This window comes from Clostridium cellulovorans 743B (assembly GCF_000145275.1).
GTDB classification, from domain to species: Bacteria; Bacillota; Clostridia; order Clostridiales; family Clostridiaceae; genus Clostridium_K; species Clostridium_K cellulovorans.
The window spans coordinates 4,845,390-4,865,559 of the sequence record NC_014393.1 but is presented as its reverse complement, the minus strand read 5'-3'; the positions used below and the strand labels follow the sequence as shown (position 1 = coordinate 4,865,559).

General features: G+C 31.3%; 17 protein-coding genes. All 17 read left to right on the top strand.

Annotated features, from left to right (window positions below):
- Window positions 1–32 precede the first annotated feature (32 nt).
- The 17 genes from CLOCEL_RS20210 (at window position 33) to CLOCEL_RS20135 (ending at window position 20,164) form a co-directional block, all read left to right on the top strand.
- A complete protein-coding gene (locus CLOCEL_RS20210) occupies window positions 33–1,871 on the top strand; it encodes a sensor histidine kinase (protein WP_010074052.1) in 1,839 nt (612 codons plus the stop codon).
- Window positions 1,872–2,319: 448 nt separating this feature from the next.
- Window positions 2,320–2,574 (top strand): hypothetical protein, encoded by a 255-nt coding sequence (locus CLOCEL_RS20205; RefSeq protein WP_010074051.1) that lies wholly within the window; start codon window positions 2,320–2,322, stop codon window positions 2,572–2,574.
- Between the two features lie 185 nt (window positions 2,575–2,759).
- Window positions 2,760–2,909, top strand: coding sequence for a hypothetical protein (locus tag CLOCEL_RS23365; RefSeq protein ID WP_010074050.1), 150 nt, complete (start codon window positions 2,760–2,762; stop codon window positions 2,907–2,909).
- Window positions 2,910–3,460: 551 nt separating this feature from the next.
- Window positions 3,461–4,462 carry an ABC transporter substrate-binding protein gene (locus CLOCEL_RS20200; protein WP_010074049.1) on the top strand — a complete coding sequence of 334 codons (1,002 nt, stop codon included), beginning with the start codon at window positions 3,461–3,463 and terminating at the stop codon, window positions 4,460–4,462.
- Between the two features lie 110 nt (window positions 4,463–4,572).
- Complete coding sequence (locus tag CLOCEL_RS20195) at window positions 4,573–5,469, top strand: ABC transporter permease (protein ID WP_013291961.1); 897 nt, start codon at window positions 4,573–4,575, stop codon at window positions 5,467–5,469.
- Entirely contained in the window at window positions 5,444–6,238 is a 795-nt protein-coding gene (locus CLOCEL_RS20190; RefSeq protein ID WP_010074047.1) for an ABC transporter ATP-binding protein, read from the top strand. Before CLOCEL_RS20195 ends, CLOCEL_RS20190 begins: the two co-directional genes overlap by 26 nt.
- Window positions 6,239–6,748: 510 nt before the next feature.
- Window positions 6,749–7,543 (top strand): ABC transporter ATP-binding protein, encoded by a 795-nt coding sequence (locus CLOCEL_RS20185; protein ID WP_010074046.1) that lies wholly within the window; start codon window positions 6,749–6,751, stop codon window positions 7,541–7,543.
- 186 nt (window positions 7,544–7,729) lie between these two features.
- Window positions 7,730–8,083, top strand: a complete 354-nt coding sequence (locus CLOCEL_RS20180) for a response regulator (RefSeq protein ID WP_010074045.1) — start codon at window positions 7,730–7,732, stop codon at window positions 8,081–8,083.
- Window positions 8,084–8,122: 39 nt separating this feature from the next.
- Window positions 8,123–10,168, top strand: coding sequence for a chemotaxis protein CheA (locus CLOCEL_RS20175; protein WP_010074044.1), 2,046 nt, complete (start codon window positions 8,123–8,125; stop codon window positions 10,166–10,168).
- Between the two features lie 15 nt (window positions 10,169–10,183).
- Window positions 10,184–10,669, top strand: a complete 486-nt coding sequence (locus tag CLOCEL_RS20170) for a chemotaxis protein CheW (RefSeq protein WP_010074043.1) — start codon at window positions 10,184–10,186, stop codon at window positions 10,667–10,669.
- A gap of 34 nt (window positions 10,670–10,703) precedes the next feature.
- A complete protein-coding gene (locus CLOCEL_RS20165; RefSeq protein ID WP_010074042.1) occupies window positions 10,704–11,702 on the top strand; it encodes an MCP four helix bundle domain-containing protein in 999 nt (332 codons plus the stop codon).
- Window positions 11,668–13,194 (top strand): methyl-accepting chemotaxis protein, encoded by a 1,527-nt coding sequence (locus CLOCEL_RS20160; RefSeq protein WP_010074041.1) that lies wholly within the window; start codon window positions 11,668–11,670, stop codon window positions 13,192–13,194. Before CLOCEL_RS20165 ends, CLOCEL_RS20160 begins: the two co-directional genes overlap by 35 nt.
- Before the next feature lie 180 nt (window positions 13,195–13,374).
- Window positions 13,375–14,187 (top strand): CheR family methyltransferase, encoded by an 813-nt coding sequence (locus tag CLOCEL_RS20155; RefSeq protein WP_010074040.1) that lies wholly within the window; start codon window positions 13,375–13,377, stop codon window positions 14,185–14,187.
- 6 nt (window positions 14,188–14,193) lie between these two features.
- Window positions 14,194–15,219: a protein-glutamate methylesterase/protein-glutamine glutaminase gene (locus tag CLOCEL_RS20150; protein WP_010074039.1), complete on the top strand. Its 1,026-nt coding sequence runs from the start codon at window positions 14,194–14,196 to the stop codon at window positions 15,217–15,219.
- A gap of 169 nt (window positions 15,220–15,388) precedes the next feature.
- The gene (locus CLOCEL_RS20145) at window positions 15,389–16,720 is read left to right on the top strand and encodes a hemolysin family protein (RefSeq protein WP_013291960.1); all 1,332 of its coding nucleotides are present in this window, start codon (window positions 15,389–15,391) and stop codon (window positions 16,718–16,720) included.
- A 298-nt stretch (window positions 16,721–17,018) separates the two neighbouring features.
- A complete protein-coding gene (locus CLOCEL_RS20140; protein ID WP_010074037.1) occupies window positions 17,019–19,745 on the top strand; it encodes a rhoptry family protein in 2,727 nt (908 codons plus the stop codon).
- Window positions 19,746–19,762: 17 nt separating this feature from the next.
- Entirely contained in the window at window positions 19,763–20,164 is a 402-nt protein-coding gene (locus CLOCEL_RS20135) for a hypothetical protein (protein WP_010074036.1), read from the top strand.
- Window positions 20,165–20,170: the final 6 nt, after the last annotated feature.

The following is a 20,170-nucleotide window of genomic DNA, read 5'->3' as shown; positions in this document are numbered from 1 at the left end:
CGTATTTACTCAGAAAAGATGAGGAGTTATATATGCAAATAACAGAGAACGAAAATAAGAATGGGATTAATGAGATTATTTATACAGTAAAATTAGCATCCTTAATTTTAGCAGCAATCATTATTATTAGATATAATTTTTCAGGCGATGGTTCAATTTATCTTAATGATAATTATCGTTTTAATATGAATTATGTAGTTATGCTTATAACTATTTTGGTTTTAATACTAGCAGTATGGTATCTAACTTATCTAGCTACTGTAAAATCAAAGTATAAGAAATTGACCATTATCACTGAGAATATAATATTAATTTCATTTTTTTCAGTTTTAATAATAATATCTGACAACTCCGTTGAACAATACAAGTTTCTATTTTTATTAATAATAATATCATCTACTTTACAGATGGGGATGAATTTTGGTATGGCTAATGCTATGGTAGTTTCCTTGATAATGCTTTCCATTGATATATTCTATGACCCAAAGGCAGTAGTAAATATGCGCTTTGAGAATGATCTTATATTAGCAGGGATATTCCTTTTAACAGCTTGGCCACTTGGTTACTTTACCAAAATAAATAGTGAAGCACTTAAGAAGAAAGACGTAGAACTAAACGTACTTAATAAGGAACTTATAAAAAATCATATTCATAGAAGAAACATAGAGGAATTACTTATAAACAATCAAGATTGTTATAACCTTCTTATAAATAATTCCTTAGATGCAATAGTAGTACATAGAGAATTGACCTGTTTATTTGCCAATGATAGTGCAGTAAACTTATTTGGAATGAAGAATGGAAAAAGAATATACAAGCAAAAGTTGATAGAGCTAATAGAAGAAGGGGAAAGAGATAGAGTAGCTCAGTTCTTTAGGGATGCAATTAAGGATAAATGCCAATCCTTAAAATTTGAAAGTGTGATAAAAAGTAAGGATAAAAATCTTGAAGTTGAAAGTACTTCGATATTTATAACTTATGAAGGAGAACCAACTACACTTACTATTTTTAGAGATATATCTCATAAGAAGCAAGTTGAAAAATTAAAGATAGACGTTCAAAGGAATGTTGAGTTGCTTACAGAATCTCTAGAATTTAATAATAGCATAATGCAACTATTTTCAAATATATCACACGAACTTAAGACTCCTCTAAACATAATTTTTGCAGCAGTACAAGTGCTTAGTATCAGTATGCGTGATAAAGCCCGAGAAGAATATTTGCCTATGAGTGAGAAGTATTTTAATATCATGAAGCAAAATTGTTACAGGCTTACGAGACTGATAAATAATTTCTTGGATATAACTAAGATTGATTCAGGGTTTGTAAATATAACTTTAAAGAAATGTAATATAGTAAACATAGTTGAGGACATTACTTTATCAGTAGCTCCATATGTGGAAAGTAAGGAATTGAAAATAACCTTTGATACGGAAGTTGAGGAGATTATTATTAATTGTGATGTGGACAAGATAGAGAGATGCTTGTTAAATCTAATTTCCAATGCTATAAAGTTTACTAATCCTGGAGGTGACATCTTCATAAATATAAATCAATGCGATGATAAGGTTGCAATCTCTGTAAGAGATACAGGGGTGGGAATACCAGAAGATAAGCTAGAATTGATCTTTGAAAGATTTGGACAAGTTGATAAAACTTTAAGAAGAAACAGAGAAGGAACTGGAATAGGTCTTACCCTCGTAAAATCACTGGTTGAAATCCAAGGCGGACAAATAGAAGTTCATAGCTTGCTGGGTGTAGGAAGTGAGTTTGTCATGAAATTTACTATTGAAGAGGAAGAATTTATTGGTGAAGACACTGAGTACTTTACTAACAAGGAAACAATAAATACAGAATTCTCGGATATATAGAAAAATGAATATGCATGTAGAAATAGTGTAAAGAACTTTAAAAAAGTTCTCTACACTATTTTTCTATAGATTTAATGGAAAGATAGGAGGAGTAATATGGGCGCATGGGGTGTAAAACTATATTCATCTGATATTGCAGCTGACGTAAAAAGTCAATATATAGACTAGTTAAGAAGAGGAAAACAAATGAAGAAGTAACTGATTAATTAATTATACGCTGTGCGTGGTTCGAGAGGATGTTTAAATATTTGTTAATTGTGTGATTGTTTACTATGTAATCTTAGATGGCTCAAATTACTTCTAATCGGCCGATAGACTGTGTAATAAGATTATAGTTGGGAGACCATAGCTAAATTTTAAAATTACAAAATATACGTATGGTAAATAGAATTATAGGCATCAGAAGTAGCATCAGTTCCATCTGAGGAGAAATTTTATAACAGGCTTTTTGAAGATAATTGAGATTAATTTAGGAGAATATGCTATTATAACACAAGCACATACTGAAATTGAGTATGCAATAAAGTATTTACAGAAAGCACTTCCATCAAATATAAGCATCGCATGCTGTCAATCTTGTAGGTATGGAAACTTTTGTCCATATGGGGATAATGATAATGAAGTGTTTTGTTTTAAGAATCTAACTCCCCAAAATAAAGCTGATGTATGTGAAATCTTTAGCCAAGATAATATCTTTATTTAAGAAAGAGATAGAAAATTACTTGATTTCTGTGTAGACTATAAATCTATTTCACAGGATGAATACTATACTTATAATGATTGGGGAGTGGAAAGCTTATAATGAAGGTTGATAGTTAAAGGGCTTATTATATGCAAATATACATATAGAAATGCTGTAATGATAAATTATAGGACGGTAAATTGGTAATGCACGAAAGGTATGTAAAAGTATATATACAATGGTTTGATAATGCCCCAAGGTATTTATTAATTGAAGGTAAAAAATTTATGATATTTGATGGACTCAATGCAATAGGTAATGGACAGATAATAGAGGCTGTTTTTGAAGATTGTTGAGGGTACTGATACATATACAAGAATATTTGGAGGTAATAAGATGACAAATTCATGTCTAGTATGCAATTATGATAATTTAATCGATCTCCCATACGATGAATTTTGAATAGCTTCAGATGAAATTTATCCTTGCTGTGGTTTTCAATATGGTTATGATGACGACGACGCTGGACAAGAAGTTTATGGCAAATGGTTAGAAAAGTGGATAAGTAATGGCTGCATCTGGTTTTCTAGAAGCAGAAAACCACCATATGGATGGAACGCCAAGACTCAACTACGTCTTAAGTAAATGGTACATAAATTTATGAAAATTAAAGGTAAAAAAATAGTCTAAAATGAGGACAAGCTATCATTTTGGGCTATTTTTTATTATAAGCTAAGAGAAGACAATTTGATAAAAAATGTAGAAATCTTCACCAATATGTAAACGGTAAACAAACAATTTGCGAATATTTGAGAAAAATGTTGACAATGTATAAAAAAAAATATAGAATCATATAAATATTACTAACAAATGAAGATAAACATAAATGATTAGGGGGCAAATTAATATGAAAATTAAGAAATTATCAATACTGTTAGCTGCAATAGTTACAGTATCTGTATTAGGGGCTTGTTCCAAGGACTCATCTAGTACAGCATTAAAAGACAAGAAAGAGATTAAAATTGGGGTTACACAAATTGTTGAGCATCAAGCCTTAGATTCTGCTAGAGAAGGTTTTATAGCAGCATTAAAAGAAAATGGCTACGAAGATGGAAAGAATGTAAAGCTTGATATCCAAAACGCACAAGGGGATAAGGTTACTGCACAAACAATTGCACAGAAATTTGTAAGCGACAAGGAAGATTTAATTCTAGCAATATCCACTGATTCGTCTCAAGCTGCTTATAATGCAACAAAAGATATTCCAATACTTATAACAGCAGTTACAGACCCAGTAAAAGCAGGTGTTGCAAAAAGTCTAGAAAAATCAGAAACAAATGTAACTGGAACATCAGATGATATTTCTATAGATAAGCAATTTGATTTACTTAAGAAATTAGTACCAACAGCTAAAAAGGTTGGTATTATATACAACACTAGTGAGGTTAATGCAGAAATTCAAATAGAAAAAGCTAAAGCGGCGGCTCCAAACTTTGGATTAGAAATAATTACTGCAGGTATAACTAGTACAAATGACATACCACAAACTCTTAACTCATTAACTAGCAAAATTGATGTTTTATATTGTCCAACAGACAACATGGTTGTTTCTGCAACACCAATTATTACTGAACAATGTTTCAAAAATAATATTCCTGTAATTGGTTCAGAAAAAGGACAAGTTGAAGGTGGAGCATTAGCTACTAACGGAATTGATTATTACAAGCTTGGTTACCAAACAGGAGTATCAGCAGTTGAAGTTATAAAGGGTAAAAAACCAACAGAAATTCCAATAAAAACTTTAGATGATTTAACTATAACTATTAATACAGATGCAGCTAAAAAATTAAACATAAAAATTCCTGATGAATTAAAGAGTGCGGAAATGATAACTGGCGGAGTTAAATAATTTTAACAGTTTATTCAGGCTAATAATGAATTCATTATTAGCCTGATTCTGCGGGTTACAAAGAGAGTATCAAAAGATAAAGACAGGAACTTTACTGGGGAGGTTAAGAAATGGATATTATTATCGGTTCTTTAGAATTAGGATTCATATACGCCATTGTCGCTATCGGTGTATACATAACTTATAAGATATTAGATTTTCCTGATATGTCCGTGGATGGCACTATGCCATTGGGGGCTGCAGTTACTGCAGTTATGATTGCAAAGGGTATGAATCCTTTTATAGCAACAATAGTGGCTATTATTGCAGGATGTATTGGAGGAGCGACAACAGGGTTACTTCATGTTAAGCTTAAAATTAACAATTTGATGGCTGGAATATTAGTTATGATAGGATTATATTCCATAAACCTTAGAGTTATGGGCAAAGCTAATACTCAGATTTTTGGATCATCACATTTCTTATCTAAGGATGTTATACCTAAGATAGTTGTACTTTTAATTTTTGCTATTATAGTAAAAATACTTTTAGATGTTTTTCTTAAGACCAAGAAAGGCTTTATATTAAGAGCTGTAGGTGATAACGAACAATTAGTTACATCTTTAGCTATAAATAAAGATAACTATAAGATATTAGGACTTGTGATATCAAATGGGTTAGCTGCTTTAGCAGGAGCTTTATTATGCCAATATCAGAATTATGCTGATGTAGGCATGGGAGCAGGAACTGTAGTTATAGGTCTAGCAGCGGTAATTGTAGGAGAATCAATATTTGGAAGGATTTCCTTTATGAAAGCCACTACAACTGCGGCACTAGGTGCTATTATATATAGGCTTGCTGTAACAGGTGTTTTAGAATTAGGTTTAGATCCTCAGGATTTAAAGCTTGTAACTGCTGTTATAGTAATAGTAGCTCTATCTTTAAATACAAAACATTTATCCTTCAAGAGCTTTAAGAAGGCGAAAAACGGAGGTGCCACTGTTGTTAACAATAACGAATCTATCTAAAGGCTTTAATAGAGGAACTGTAAACGAGAAAATTGTTTTTAATGATTTTAATATAGAAGTTAAGCAAGGACAATTTATAACTATTATAGGAAGTAATGGTGCTGGTAAATCTACTTTATTAAATATAATAGCTGGAGCTATAGTTCCTGATGACGGAAAAATTATCATTGATAAAAAAGATATTAGTAGACTTGCGGAGTACAAGTGTGCAAAATTCATAGGAAGAGTATTTCAGGACCCTTCAAAGGGCGTATCTCCAAATATGACTATACTAGAGAATATGTCCATAGCTTATAATAAGGGAAAATCCTTTAACCTAACTCCGGGAATTTCTAAGAAGAATATAGATCACTTCAAGAAGCTACTAGCAGAGGTGAATCTAGGACTTGAGGATAAGCTTGGAACAAAGGTTGCTATGTTGTCAGGAGGGCAAAGACAAGCATTGTCCTTGATAATGGCAGTTATGAGTAAACCTCAGGTTTTATTGTTGGATGAGCATACAGCAGCGCTAGATCCAAAAACATCTCAAAGGATAAATGAAATTACTGATAAGATAGTAAATGAACATAAAATTACCACTATGATGGTAACACATAACTTAAACCATGCTATAAACATGGGAGACAGATTAATAATGATGCATCAAGGGCGAGTTGTTCTAGATGTAGAAGGCAAAGAAAAAGCAGAGCTTACAATTCCAAAGCTATTAGAATATTTCAATCAGTTAAAGTCTGGAGAAAGTTTTAGTGACGCAGGAATATTTAGCTAAGAAATAATTTAAGATTATTCACTAAGTTTACTTTAAAAGCAGTTTGAAGTGAGGCAAAAGCCTCAACTCAGACTGTTTTTTGTTTTGAGGATAATTCTGCCAAAATATTCACTGAAAATGTATATAAAGAATATAGGGTCATATAAATATTATTAACAGCTGTAGCAAATTAACTGTAGCAGATGTAGCAAGTTTAAAATAAAAATGCTACACAAAATGCTACCTTAAAAACGGCTTGGTTGAGCCATTTATAGCATAGTATAGCAAATGTAGCATAAAATAAAAAACTATATGTCTATATAAGGAAAATTATATTTCTATTTTTTTTAGAGATGAGGTCTTTATTTTTTTGAAAATGCTACATTGGGAAAAAAGTGCTTGGAAACCCAGTGATAGAGCCATTTAAGCTGTAGCATTTTTGTGATAAAAACATGCTACAAAAAGATGCTACACTGATACAAAAGATTTGAACTTTAAAATTTGCGAAGATAATTAATGGGGGTGATTCTATTGTTAAAAATAACTAGATTATCTAAAGGCTTTAATAAAGGGACAGTAAATGAAAAAAATCTTTTTAAGGATTTTAATCTAGAAGTTAAACCAGGAGAATTCATTACTATCATAGGAAGCGATGGTGCTGGCAAATCTACACTGCTAAACATCATTGCTGGAGCAATATCTCCAGATCAAGGAGAAATAGTTATCAATAAACGGGAGATAAGAAAGTTAGCAGAATACAAAAGTGCTAAATATATAGGTAGAGTGTTTAAGGACCCATATAAGGGTGTATCCCCCAATATGACCATTCTAGAAAATTTATCTATAGCTTATAACAAAAGAAAAGTAGTTAATTTAACTTCAGGAGTTTCTAAAAGAAACATAGAATATTTTAAAAAAGTCTTATCTGGAGTTGGTTTAGGTCTTGAGGATAAGCTTGATACAAAGGTAGAGATGCTTTCTGGTGGACAAAGACAAGCTTTATCCTTAATAATGGTGGTTATGAGTAAGCCAAAGCTATTATTGTTAGATGAGCATACGGCTGCATTGGATTTAAAGACTTCTCAAACAATTAGTGAAGTTACAGATAAGATAGTTAATGAAAATAAGATAACAACTATGATGGTAACTCACAACTTAAATCATGCCATAAACATGGGTGATAGATTAATAATGATGCATCAAGGGCAAGTGGTTTTAGATGTTCATGGAGAAGAAAAAAATAGGTTAACTATTCCTAAACTTTTAAAGTTCTTTGATGACTTAAAGTCTGAAGAAGACTTTAATGATACAGGAGCGATTAGTTGATGAAGCTACATACAGCTAAAAGGAATAAATTTACTTAATATAAATATAATTACTATTGATAGTAAGAACTTATAAATGAATATTTTAGATTTGAAGCTTAGTCTTAAAATGAACTTATTCATGTAATAACAAAAATAAATTTATAATGTTCTTCATAAATATGTAAAGGTTAAGGGGGCGGAGTTTATGAAAAAGATATTAATTGCTGATGATGCTATGTTTATGAGAATATCTCTAAAATCTGTCTTAGAAAGAAATGGGTTTGAGGTAATTGCTGAAGCAGAAAATGGTAAACAAGCAATTGAAAAGTATAAACTTCTTAAGCCTGACATCGTAACACTTGATATTACCATGCCTATAATGACTGGTTTAGAAGCACTAAAGGAGATAAAGAACTTTGATAGAAATGCAAAGATCATCATGATTTCTTCAATGGGTCAAGAATCTATTGTAAGAGATGCTGTGGTGGCTGGTGCTTTTGGCTTTATAGTAAAACCATTTAAAGAAGAGACAATAATAAAAGTTTTTAGCAAGTTGTAATGAAGAATTCCAGAAATCAATAGAAAGAAGAGGGGATATATGTCAGAGGGAGGAGCAAATAGAGAACCAATGCTAGAAGTATACCTCTTTGAGAGCAACCAACTGGTGGATGAACTTGAAAGAATCAGCATAGAATGTGAAAAAAGGAAGGATCTTTGTGGTGAAGCAATAAATGAAATTTTTAGAATAATGCATACCATAAAAAGTTCTTCAGCTATGATGATGTTTAACAATATAGCTGTATTAGCGCATTCTGTAGAAGATTTGTTCTACTATATTAGAGAAAATGAAAATATAACAGTAGATTTTGACAGTTTATTTGACTTGGTCCTTCTAGCAATTGATTTTATCAAAGGTGAAATTGAGAAGATTGAGAATGATATGGAGCCAGATGGAGATAGCGAGGCTTTAGCACAAAAAGCTTCATCGATCCTCAAAACCATGAACGAAATTAATAGTGAATTTGTTGAACATAATTCCAAGAATCAGATGGATAATTCAAATTCTTATAAAAGTTCATATCAAAATCTAAATATAGATGATGAACAGAGGTATATTGCCAGGATTTTTTTTGAAGATGAATGTGATATGGAAAACATCAGAGCTTATACAGTAGTACACAATCTTAAGGGTATAGCCAGCGAAATCTATCACATACCTGAAGATATCATAGACAATAAAGAAAGTGCCAATGAAATAAGAAAAAATGGATTTTTCATTGGCTTTTCTACATACGAAAAAAGGGAAAAGATTCAGGAGCAACTTGAGGAGACTGTTCTTTTAAAGGAATTTGAACTATTACAAGTGCAAGAATATCCACCAGACCTTAATGCATTAAAAGAAAAGTCTGAAGTTGTTCATAATGAAACTATAGAAGTGATGAGAAGTAATAAAGAAGAAGCTACTAATATGAATAAAAGTGGAAAGCATCAAAGTATTATAAGTGTAAATATTTCTAAGCTTGATATGCTTTTAGATTTAGTCGGTGAAATTGTGATTTCAGAAGCTATGGTTGTAAAAAATCCAGATTTAGAGGGTTTACAACTAGATAACTTCAATAAAGCGTCATTACAGCTAAGAAAGCTTACAAATGAGTTGCAGGACATAGTTATGTCTATCAGGATGGTAGAAGTCTCAATGACTTTTCGTAAGATGAATAGGATAGTAAGGGACATGAGCAAAAAGCTAAATAAATTAGTTGAACTTAAAATTATAGGAGAAGAAACAGAAGTTGATAAAAATATTATAGATCATATTTCTGATCCGCTTATGCATCTTGTGAGAAATTCATTAGATCATGGACTTGAAGGAAAAGAGGAAAGAATAGATTCTGGCAAGCCCGAGGTAGGAAAAATCACTCTTGAGGCAAAGAATGTTGGTGGAGATGTATTTATAATTGTTAGTGATGACGGAAGAGGACTTGATAGAAAGAAAATATATGATAAGGCAAGAGATAAGGGTTTAACTACTAAAGTAGAAGAGGAACTTACGGATAGTGAAATTTTTTCGTTTATTTTATTACCAGGTTTTTCAACCAACGAAAGAGTTACAGAATACTCTGGACGTGGTGTTGGAATGGATGTGGTAAAGAAAAACATCGATAGTATTGGCGGGACAATTTTTATTGAGAGCATACCAGGGAAAGGGAGCAAAACATCAGTTAAAATCCCCTTGACCTTAGCAATAATCGACGGTTTAGAAGTACTAGTTGGAAAAGCAAGATATACAATACCTATAACAAATATTAGAGAATCTTTCAAACCAGATGAAAATGGGGTAATTATCGATAGTGATGAAAATGAGTTGATAATGATAAGGGGCGAAGCTTATCCAGTATTTAGGGTGAGTAGAATTTTTAATATTAATACAAAGATTACAACTCTTTCTGATGGGATAATAGTAGTGGTAGAGCACAATAAAAAGGTTGCTTGTTTATTTGTAGATTCTTTAATTGGTGAACAACAGGTAGTAGTCAAAGCATTACCAGGTTACGTAAAAAAAGCTAAGGGTATTGCTGGATGCACAATACTTGGAGATGGTAGCATGAGTTTAATTTTAGATGTAAGTGGTATTTTAGATAGATAAAAGGAGTTAATTAAGATGGGTGATGTATTAGAGGAAACTATTGAGGATACCCAAAGAGGTAAATTTCTTACCTTCTCTATTGGTAGGGAGACTTATGGGATTGAAATCATGTATGTAATAGAAATAATAGGTATTCAAGAGATAACAGAAGTTCCGGAGCTACCTAACTATGTTAGAGGAATAATTAATCTAAGGGGAAAGATTATTCCAGTTATTGACGTAAGGCTTAGGTTTAAAAAGGAACCAAAGGAGTATAACGATAGGACTTGTATCGTTGTTATTGAGATAAAGGATGTTTCTGTTGGTCTCATTGTTGATAATGTAGCAGAAGTAATCAATATAGATGAGAGCAATATTGTTCCACAGCCAGATATAAAAGCAGGCTTTAACAACCGTTATGTAAAAGGTATAGGCAAGGTAGGAAGTGAGGTTAAGCTTTTATTGGATTGTGACAAATTGCTTAATGATGATGAGATAGAGAGAGTTAGTTTAATAAGTTAGTTAAATTGAGAAATAATGAAGGAAGATGGTATTATTGAATTTTTTCAACAATTTAAAGCTAGGTACTAAAATAACATCAGGATTTTTTGTTGTAGCTATTCTTGCTTTTGCAATCGGCATAGTTGGTATTTCTAGAATAAAGGTAATAAGTAACAATGATACAGAACTATATAAAGAAATGACTGCTCCTATGTCAAATGTTGTGAATATGGCTGAATCTTTTCAGAAGATTAGAGTAGATCTTAGAGATGTACTTTTGGCTAGCAATGCAAATGCCATACCAGAATATGAAACAAAGTATAATACTGATAAAGAGAACTTCAGTAAAAATTATCTTGCTTTTCAAGAAACAGTGCATACAAATGAAGGAAAAGCATTGTGTGAGAAGCTAGATAAATCTATGACGTATTTTGAGCAGCTAGTTTCACAAATAATTCAACTGAAAAAGGAAAATAAAGATCAACAGGCTTTTGACATAATTAAAGGCGAGGGCGTTAAAGCTAATGCAGCAGTTGACGAGAATTTAGCTGAAATTATCGATATGAAGGAGAGTCTTGCCAAAACAACTGCAAATGATAACGCTGCAATGGCAAGCTCTGCAACAAGTTTAATGATAATAATTATGATTCTTGGAGTTTTAGCAGCTATTGGACTAGGTGTATTAATTTCAAGGGCTATTACCAAACCTATAAGTAAGTTGGTCGATTATTCTAATAGAATTGCTGTTGGAGATATAGACATTAATATTGAAAATATTACAAAAGATGAGATAGGTGATTTAATGTCAGCCTTTAAAAAAATGACAGAGAATATCAATGAACAAGTAAATGCTGTAGAGAAAATAGCGTCTGGTGATTTGAATATTAATCTATCTGCTAAATCAGATAAGGATGTCCTTGGAAAAAATATAGTATTGATGGCAAAAACCATTGAAGAATTGCTAACTGAGATAAGAAAACTTATAAATGCAATACAAGAAGGCAAGTTGCGTATAAGAGGTGATTTTTGCAAATTACAATGGGGAGTGGAGTAAGCTTGTAGTAGGAATAAATAACATCATTGAAGCTTTTATAAGACCTATAAATTTAAATGCAGAGTATATAGATAGAATAAGCAAAGGGGACATACCACCAAAAATAACTGATACTTATAATGGCGACTTCAACGAAATGAAGAATAACTTAAATACTTGTATAGATGCAATAAATGGATTGGTTGTAGATGTTAATATGCTATCAAAGGCAGCAGTAGAAGGAAAATTATCAATAAGAGCTGATGCAAACAAACATGGTGGAGAATTTAAAATGATAGTTGAAGGGGTAAACGGTACTTTAGATGCTATTATTGAACCTGTTAAGGAAGCTTCAAAAGTACTACAAGAAATGTCTAATGGAAATTTAAAAGGACATGTTGTAGGAAATTATAAAGGAGATCATGCTGATATCAAAAATGCATTAAATGAAACTATAGATGCTTTAGCTTCTTATATATCAGAAATTTCAGAAGTTTTAAACGAAATGTCTAACTCAAATCTTGAGTTGTCCATAAATAACGAATATAAAGGGGACTTTGCTCAGATTAAGGAAGCTCTAAATCTTATAATTGAATCTTTCAATGAAATATTTAAAGAGATAAACAACGCTGCAGATCAAGTTTCAACAGGATCCAGTCAGGTTTCTGAAGGAAGTCAAACTCTTTCACAAGGGACTACAGAACAAGCAAGTTCAATAGAGGAATTAACATCGTCTATTGGAGAAGTAGCAGCTCAAACAAAGCAAAATGCTATAAATGCTAGCCAGGCCAATGAACTTGCTCTTAATGCGAAAAAAGGAGCTGAACTTGGAAATTCTCATATGAAAGAGATGCTTAAGTCTATGGAAGAAATCAATGAGTCTTCTGCAAATATCTCGAAAATAATTAAAGTAATTGATGATATTGCTTTCCAAACCAACATATTAGCCTTAAATGCAGCAGTTGAAGCAGCTAGGGCAGGACAACATGGTAAGGGTTTTGCAGTTGTAGCAGAGGAAGTAAGAAATCTTGCAGAGAGAAGTGCTAATGCAGCTAAGGAAACTACAGACCTAATAGAAGGTTCTATTAGAAAAGTAGAAATTGGAACAAAAATTGCAAATAGTACTGCAGAATCTCTTGATCAAATAGTTTCTGAAGTAACTAAGGCAGCAACCTTAGTTGGAGATATAGCAACAGCTTCCAATGAACAAGCAACTGCCATAGCACAAATAAATAAGGGTATAGAACAAGTTTCAGATGTTGTACAAACAAATTCATCAACAGCTGAACAAAGTGCAACAGCTAGCGAAGAACTTTCAAGCCAAGCAATGATGCTTAAAAATATGATAGGAAGATTTAAACTAAAACGAGGTTCATCAGTAGCTTATAAGGGAATATCTTTTGATTCAGAGTTCAATAAAGCTAAACATAGTTTACCAGAACATACTGAATCAATGGCAACAAAAGGCAAACCAAAGATATCCTTAGATAGCAAGGATTTCGGTAAATACTAATTGATGAGGAAATATAATGTTATAGTTTAAAAGTTATATTAAATAAGTTTCTATCAAGAATCTTCACAGATTATATTGATTTCTCAATATGTCCATAGATTTTTGATGAAGTTTCAATAATGGAACGTATATCACTTAAATATCAAAAAGTGACCTAGGGTAAAATTTAGAGGTAGAGAAATGTTAACTTTGAAGGAACATGATTTTAAAGAGCTTACAGATTATATAAAAAAGGATTATGGAATAGACCTTACAAAAAAAAGGCTTCTTATTGAAGGGCGTCTTAGCAACATGATTGTAGAAAAGGGTTTTAATAATTTTCACGATTACTTAAACTTTATTTTTCAAGATGCTTCAGGAAAAGAGGTTAGAAATCTTATAAATAGACTTACTACCAATCATACCTTTTTTATGAGGGAAAAGGATCATTTCGATTATTTTAAGAATATTATCCTACCTTATTTAGAGAAGGAGTGTACAGATAGAGATTTGAGAATCTGGAGTGCAGGCTGTTCTAGTGGTGAGGAACCTTATACCTTAGCAATGATAATAGCAGATTATTTTGGAAAGTCAAAATTTATGTGGGACACAAAAATATTAGCAACAGATATATCACAAAAGGTATTGGAGGTAGCGGAAAATGGAATTTATCCGGCAGAAGCTATGGGTTCAGTACCGAAGTATTGGATTATGAAATATTTTGCGAAGGTTGGAAAAGAAAGTTATCAAATCTCTAAAGAAATACGAGATGAAGTTATATATAGAAATTTTAATTTAATGAATGAGGTTTTTTCATTTAAAAGTAAGTTCGATATTATATTCTGCAGAAATGTAATGATATATTTTGATCAAAAAACAAAGGAGCAATTGATAAATAAATTTTATAATAGCACCAAAAGTGGAGGATACTTATTTATAGGACATTCTGAAGCTATAAATAAAGAAGAGACAGATTACAAGTATGTTATGCCAGCAATTTACAGGAAAGGATAGAGTGGTGTGAAGGTTTCAAAAAAGATTAGAGTATTGGTTGTTGATGATTCATTATTTTTAAGAGAACTAATTGCTAGAGGTATAGCTGCTGATAATGGAATAGAGGTAGTTGCAACTGCAAGAGATGCTTATGAAGCAAGAGATAAAATAGTTGATTTTGAGCCAGATGTTATGACCTTAGATGTAGAGATGCCGAAGATGAATGGCATAGAGTTTTTAAGAAGGCTTATGCCTCAATATCCTATTCCTGTAGTTGTAGTAAGTTCAGTAAGTGAAAATGTTTTTGAAGCTTTAGATGCTGGTGCAGTAGATTTTGTCACAAAGATAAATGAAGGGATGTCCATTAATAGAGAAGCTTTTATAAATGAATTGATTATAAAAATTAAAATTGCATCGACGGCTAAAGTAGGACATTTTAAACGCCATATAATAAATGAAAGATCTACAAATGGACCTAACTTAAGAAATAGCAATAAAATAATTGCTATTGGTGCATCAACTGGTGGCACAGAGGCAATTTTAGAAGTGTTAAAGGATTTTTCTAGAGATATGCCACCAGTAGTAATAACTCAGCATATGCCACCAGTGTTTACAAAAATGTATGCAGATAGATTAAATAATCTTTGTCATATGGAAGTGAAAGAAGCTGAAAATCTTGATGCTGTAATTCCAGGAAGAGTCTTAATTGCTCCAGGCAATAAGCATATGCGGTTGATTAAAAGAGGAAACAATTATTTTGTAGAATGTGTTAACGGAGAAAAAGTAAACGGTCATTGTCCATCAGTAGATGTATTGTTTAACTCTGTAGCAGAAGTAGCGGGAAGTAAAGCAGTAGGAGTTATATTAACAGGTATGGGCAGTGATGGAGCTCAGGGACTTTTAAAAATGAAACAAAAGGGGGCAAAAACTATAGGTCAGGATGAGCAATCTAGTGTTGTCTATGGAATGCCTAGAGTTGCCTATGAAATTGGTGCAGTTGATAAACGCGCAGCATTAAAAAATATTTCTGGATTAATATATTCTGCTTTATAGAATATTGCAATGTATGAATAATAGTAAATCTGTAGCATCTTATATTGGTGCTACAGATTTCATTAATAGGAAGAAATATATATGAAATTAATTTTTTAATGAAATTTTTAAAATGGATATGATATAATGGTTAATAATACAATTTACAATAAATGAAAGGTTTTGGAGAATGATTATTTTTATTAATATTATTATTGTAATTCTGCTGGTGTTCATGAATGGTTTCTTTGTTGCAACAGAATTTGCAATGGTAAAAGTAAGAAGATCTAGAATAGAAACGCTGATACTTGAGGGCAAGAAAAGTGCAAAACATACTATAAAGGTAGTTAACGATTTAAACTCATATCTATCTGCCTGCCAATTAGGAATAACACTGGCGTCTCTTGGATTAGGATGGATAGGAGAACCTGCCGTAGCAAAGTTAGTAATGCCACTATTTCAGCTTTTAGATTTATCAGAAGGAACAGCTCATTCGGTTTCCTTTGTGCTAGGGTTTTCAATTATAACAGGGTTTCATATAGTCCTAGGTGAATTAGTACCAAAGTCATTGGCGATTATAACTGCTGAAAAGATAGCAACATATACAGCATTACCGTTAATAATGTTTTATAAGGTAACTTATCCGATAATGTGGGCATTTAATCATAGCACCAACTTAATTCTTAAAGCCTTTGGAATGTCTCAGGTGGATGAGCATGATGAAGCTCATACCGATGAAGAAATAAAAATTCTTGTTGAGGAAAGCTATAAGCATGGCTTGATAGATCAAACAGAGTTAACTTTTGTTGATAATATATTTGATTTTTCTGAGAAAATCGTTAAAGATATAATGATACCTCGAACGGATATGGAATGTATATTTATAGAAGACTCTTTTGATGAAATTATAGAAACAACCTTGAATGAGCAATTAACAAGATATCCTGTATGTAGAGAAAGTAAGGATAATGTTATTGGATTTATTCATATCAAGGATTTGTACAAACAAAGAATTCAAGGGAATAACGAAAATATAGAAGAAATTATTCGTGAAATTAAATTTGTTCCAGAATCTCTTTCAATAAGTGAATTGTTTAAAATTTTGCAAAAGGAAAAGGCTCAAATGGCGATTATCATCGATGAATACGGTGGGACAGCTGGTCTTGTAACTGTTGAAGATATCTTAGAAGAGATTGTTGGTGAAATCCAAGATGAGTTTGATGATGAAGAAGGTGAAGAGGTTAGTGAGATAGAAGAAGGGAAGTTCATTGTTGATGGAAAAGTACTTCTTGAGGACATTAACGATATGATAGGAGCAGATATTTCTGATGAAAATATCGATACTATTGGTGGCTGGATCTATGCTCAATTAAAATCTTATCCACAGGTTAATGAGAAAATAATTCATGATGGATTTGAATTCATCATATTAAAATGTGATAGAAAAAGAGTTAATAAGATATTGATTAAAAAGGCAGAGAAGTTCCAAGAGCAAGAGCAAGTTGCTTTTGAAAAAGAGTAATTATCACTGATGGGTCAAAAGAAAATCTCTTATAATTATCAATGAAAAAGTTTGTTATAAGAAAATATAATATAACATGTATTAAGTTACACCTTATAAGAAGTTGCAGTGGTTTGCTGTGGTTCTTATGGGGTGTTTTTTTGTTGGCTGAATATGATTTATAAGTAAAAATTTTGTATATTTATGGTATAATGTAAGTTGAGAGGTAGATATAATGTAAATCTAAAAATATATAAGTTCTAACTAAAGCAAGCTAGTTGAAGGTTAGCTCTTTATAAATATAATAGGGAGGTACAAAATGGATAAATTAATAAAGTGGATTAATAGAAAAATCCAGCAGACATGGCGGTTGTGGTACTGTTGGATTGGAGTTATATGTAGTATTGAAATTTTAAATAGTACAGTAGTAACGAAATATGCACCCTTTTGGTGCCATATAGTAATTTCTTTAATGCTTTTGAGCACAGGGGTATATTATATTAGTGTGTTTTATATGTATACATACAGTAAGTATAAAAGTTACCTAGAAACAAATCAAACTGAAGTTTTTAACAGACTGAGTAATTTTGAGGAATATATTAAAGAACTATCAGAGAAATCAAAAAAAGATTTAGAAGCTAAATATATAGAATTATCATTAAAAGTTTCTGATTATAAGTCGGAACTTAAGAATGAGATAGATTTGCAAATTAAGAGTACAAATGAGAATATTGAGGATAAAACTAAGAAACTTCTTGAAAATGCGGATAAGTTAGCAAAAGAAACAAATGAAGCGATCGCACATACCAATAATATAATGAATAGGGCTTTTGAGAATAGTAATAACTTAGTTGAATTGAAAGCTGAAGAACTAGCACATCTAATAACTGAAAAGTCAGATAAGGCTGAACAACTTATTTTAAACAAGTTTTCTAGGCAGATGGAAAAAAGTCAAAATAATCTGCTTATTTTACAGAATGATATTAAAAAGTTATTTGATAATAGTGTAGAGGGATTCACTAGAGTAGAAACAACAATTATTGATAAAAATGAAAAAATAAGTAAGTCTATATATGAGTATTTTAAGGGTATAAAAAGTACTTATGATGATAAACAGGGTGAATTGAGTGAAAGTATAAGTAAAGTGGCAAATGACTTAGCGGTTGAGTTGAAAGTGATGAGAGAAGAAACTGTTAATATATCAAATCATAATAAGAAGTATGTTATTGATGAGATTTACAGAGTGTTTGTTGATAGACATAATAATGAAATGGAACTTATAGATAAAGTATTTAACAAAGTGAGTGAAAATCATAATGGTATGATTGAACAACTTGAGCAAGTGAAAGTTTCAATAGTAGAAAATATTGATAAAGAAGCATTTGAGTTCAATAGTAATTTAACAAGAATTGAAGATGTAATTAATGAACAAGACTTTGTTAGAAAGAAACAAATTGAAGAGGTTTCAGATAGGATTATTGAAAATACAAATTCTATCATGAATAGCAAGCATGAAAAATTAAATGAACATCTTAAAGTAATAGTAGAACTAATAGTAACGCAATTAAATCAGGATAAGAGAGAATTGATTGATAAAGCTGGACAGAACAAAGAGAAGTTAGTTGAAATATTACAAGATATGTTAGTTCAGACTATGAATAAGTTAAATGAGCAAGCAGAAGTAATGGCTAATGGCATTGAGTCAAATCATAAGCAATTAGAAGAAGTATTTAATAAAATTATCAATAACACAAATACAACCACAAATAACAATCACGAAAAAATATCTAGTCAAATAGAGAAAGTAGCAGAAGTTGTGACTAATAAGATTAATAAGGGTAATGGAGATATTATTGAATTTGCTAAGCAAAGTAATGATTCATTAGTAGAAGTAATAAATAATGTATCTATTCAAACAGGATATAAAATTGATGAAAATACAACTATGGTTGCAAAAACACTTGAAACGACTAAAGATACAATTATTTCATTGATTGTATTAAAGCAAAGTGAAATATTTACTAAGTTAGAAAACTCAAATAAAGAAAGCTATAAGAACCTGCGGGAACTTTTAGCTGTTACTAACGGTATTGTCCAAGCAGGAATTAAAGAGATTGAAGATAAGATTAATGAATCTTCAAGTGCAGTTAATAACATAATGGCTGATGAAATATCAAATGTTAAGAATCAACAATGCAAGATTAGCCAGTTAATTTATAATCTGATTGAAAAGGAAAAGGAACGTCAAGGTGTTGTAGAACAAGCTATAGATAAGTTCCAAAGTCAACTTGGATTACTTCAAAAAGAAGTTATCAACGAAATAGGTAAATCAATTAATGGAGTTAAAGAATCGATAAGTGCAGATAAAGATAAGAAAAATCAAATTTCAAACGATAATTTTAATAATATATATCAGCAAATTACAAAGTTATCTGAAACGCTAAGCGATAAAACTGATAAGTTAGATGTAAGCATATCAAAGTCATTATCCATAGTAAAAGGTATCGAAGAAAATGGACTCAAGGATGTTGATAAATTTTATGATATGTTACACCAGGTGATTCAAAAAGATAAAGAATTAGCTTTAAGTACTAAAAATATTGGTTTTAAGCAAGAAGAAGTTGCTAGTAAAATAAGAAATATCGAAACTCAAATCTTAACACTAAATGATATAGTTAAAATGTTCAAGGAATTTACAAGTCAGCAGGCGATTTATAAAAATGAAGTAGCAACCACTAAGCAAGATCCTAATAGGAAGGAAAAAATATACGATGCTGAAAGTGGAATAACAGTATTTAATACATTTAATAATGATGTTTTAAAATATAGCGAGATGCAACAATCAGGACGGAAGGTGTTTAGTGCTGATTATGATTCTAATGGAAGTATTTTATTAAGTAGAAATTATGATAAGCAAGGTGAAGTTGTAATAGAAAACTCTTATTATCCAAATGGACAAGTTAAAGAGAGAAAAGAAAAAGTAAAAAGGAATGGAATGCTAGTAACAGAAATTTCTAAATTTGATGTAAACGGCAGAAAAATATAATAAATGGAGGAGTAAATATGTTTTTGAATATGTTAAATGAAAGAGAAAGCAAGGACTTTTTAGAATTAGCATTAATTGCTATGAATATCAATGGGATAATTAAGGAAAGTGAAAAAGCAGTTTTTCAAACTTATAAAATGGAAACAGGGTTGCAAGATTATGAGTTAGTAGGTAAAGATTATAATCAACTTGTAACGGTATTTCAAGCAAGTACTAAAAAGGTAAAAAAGGCCATTATCATTGAACTAGCAGGTGTGCTAGATGCAGATGAAGAAGTTGATGAGAATGAGCGGAAATGGATTGAAAAGTTGGGGATCGATTGGGGATTTCGTAATACTGAAATTCGTAAGATGGTTCGATGGGTTGAAGATTTTAATGATTTATTAAAAGAGGGTTATGAGTATATAAATAACAGATAGGAGGAG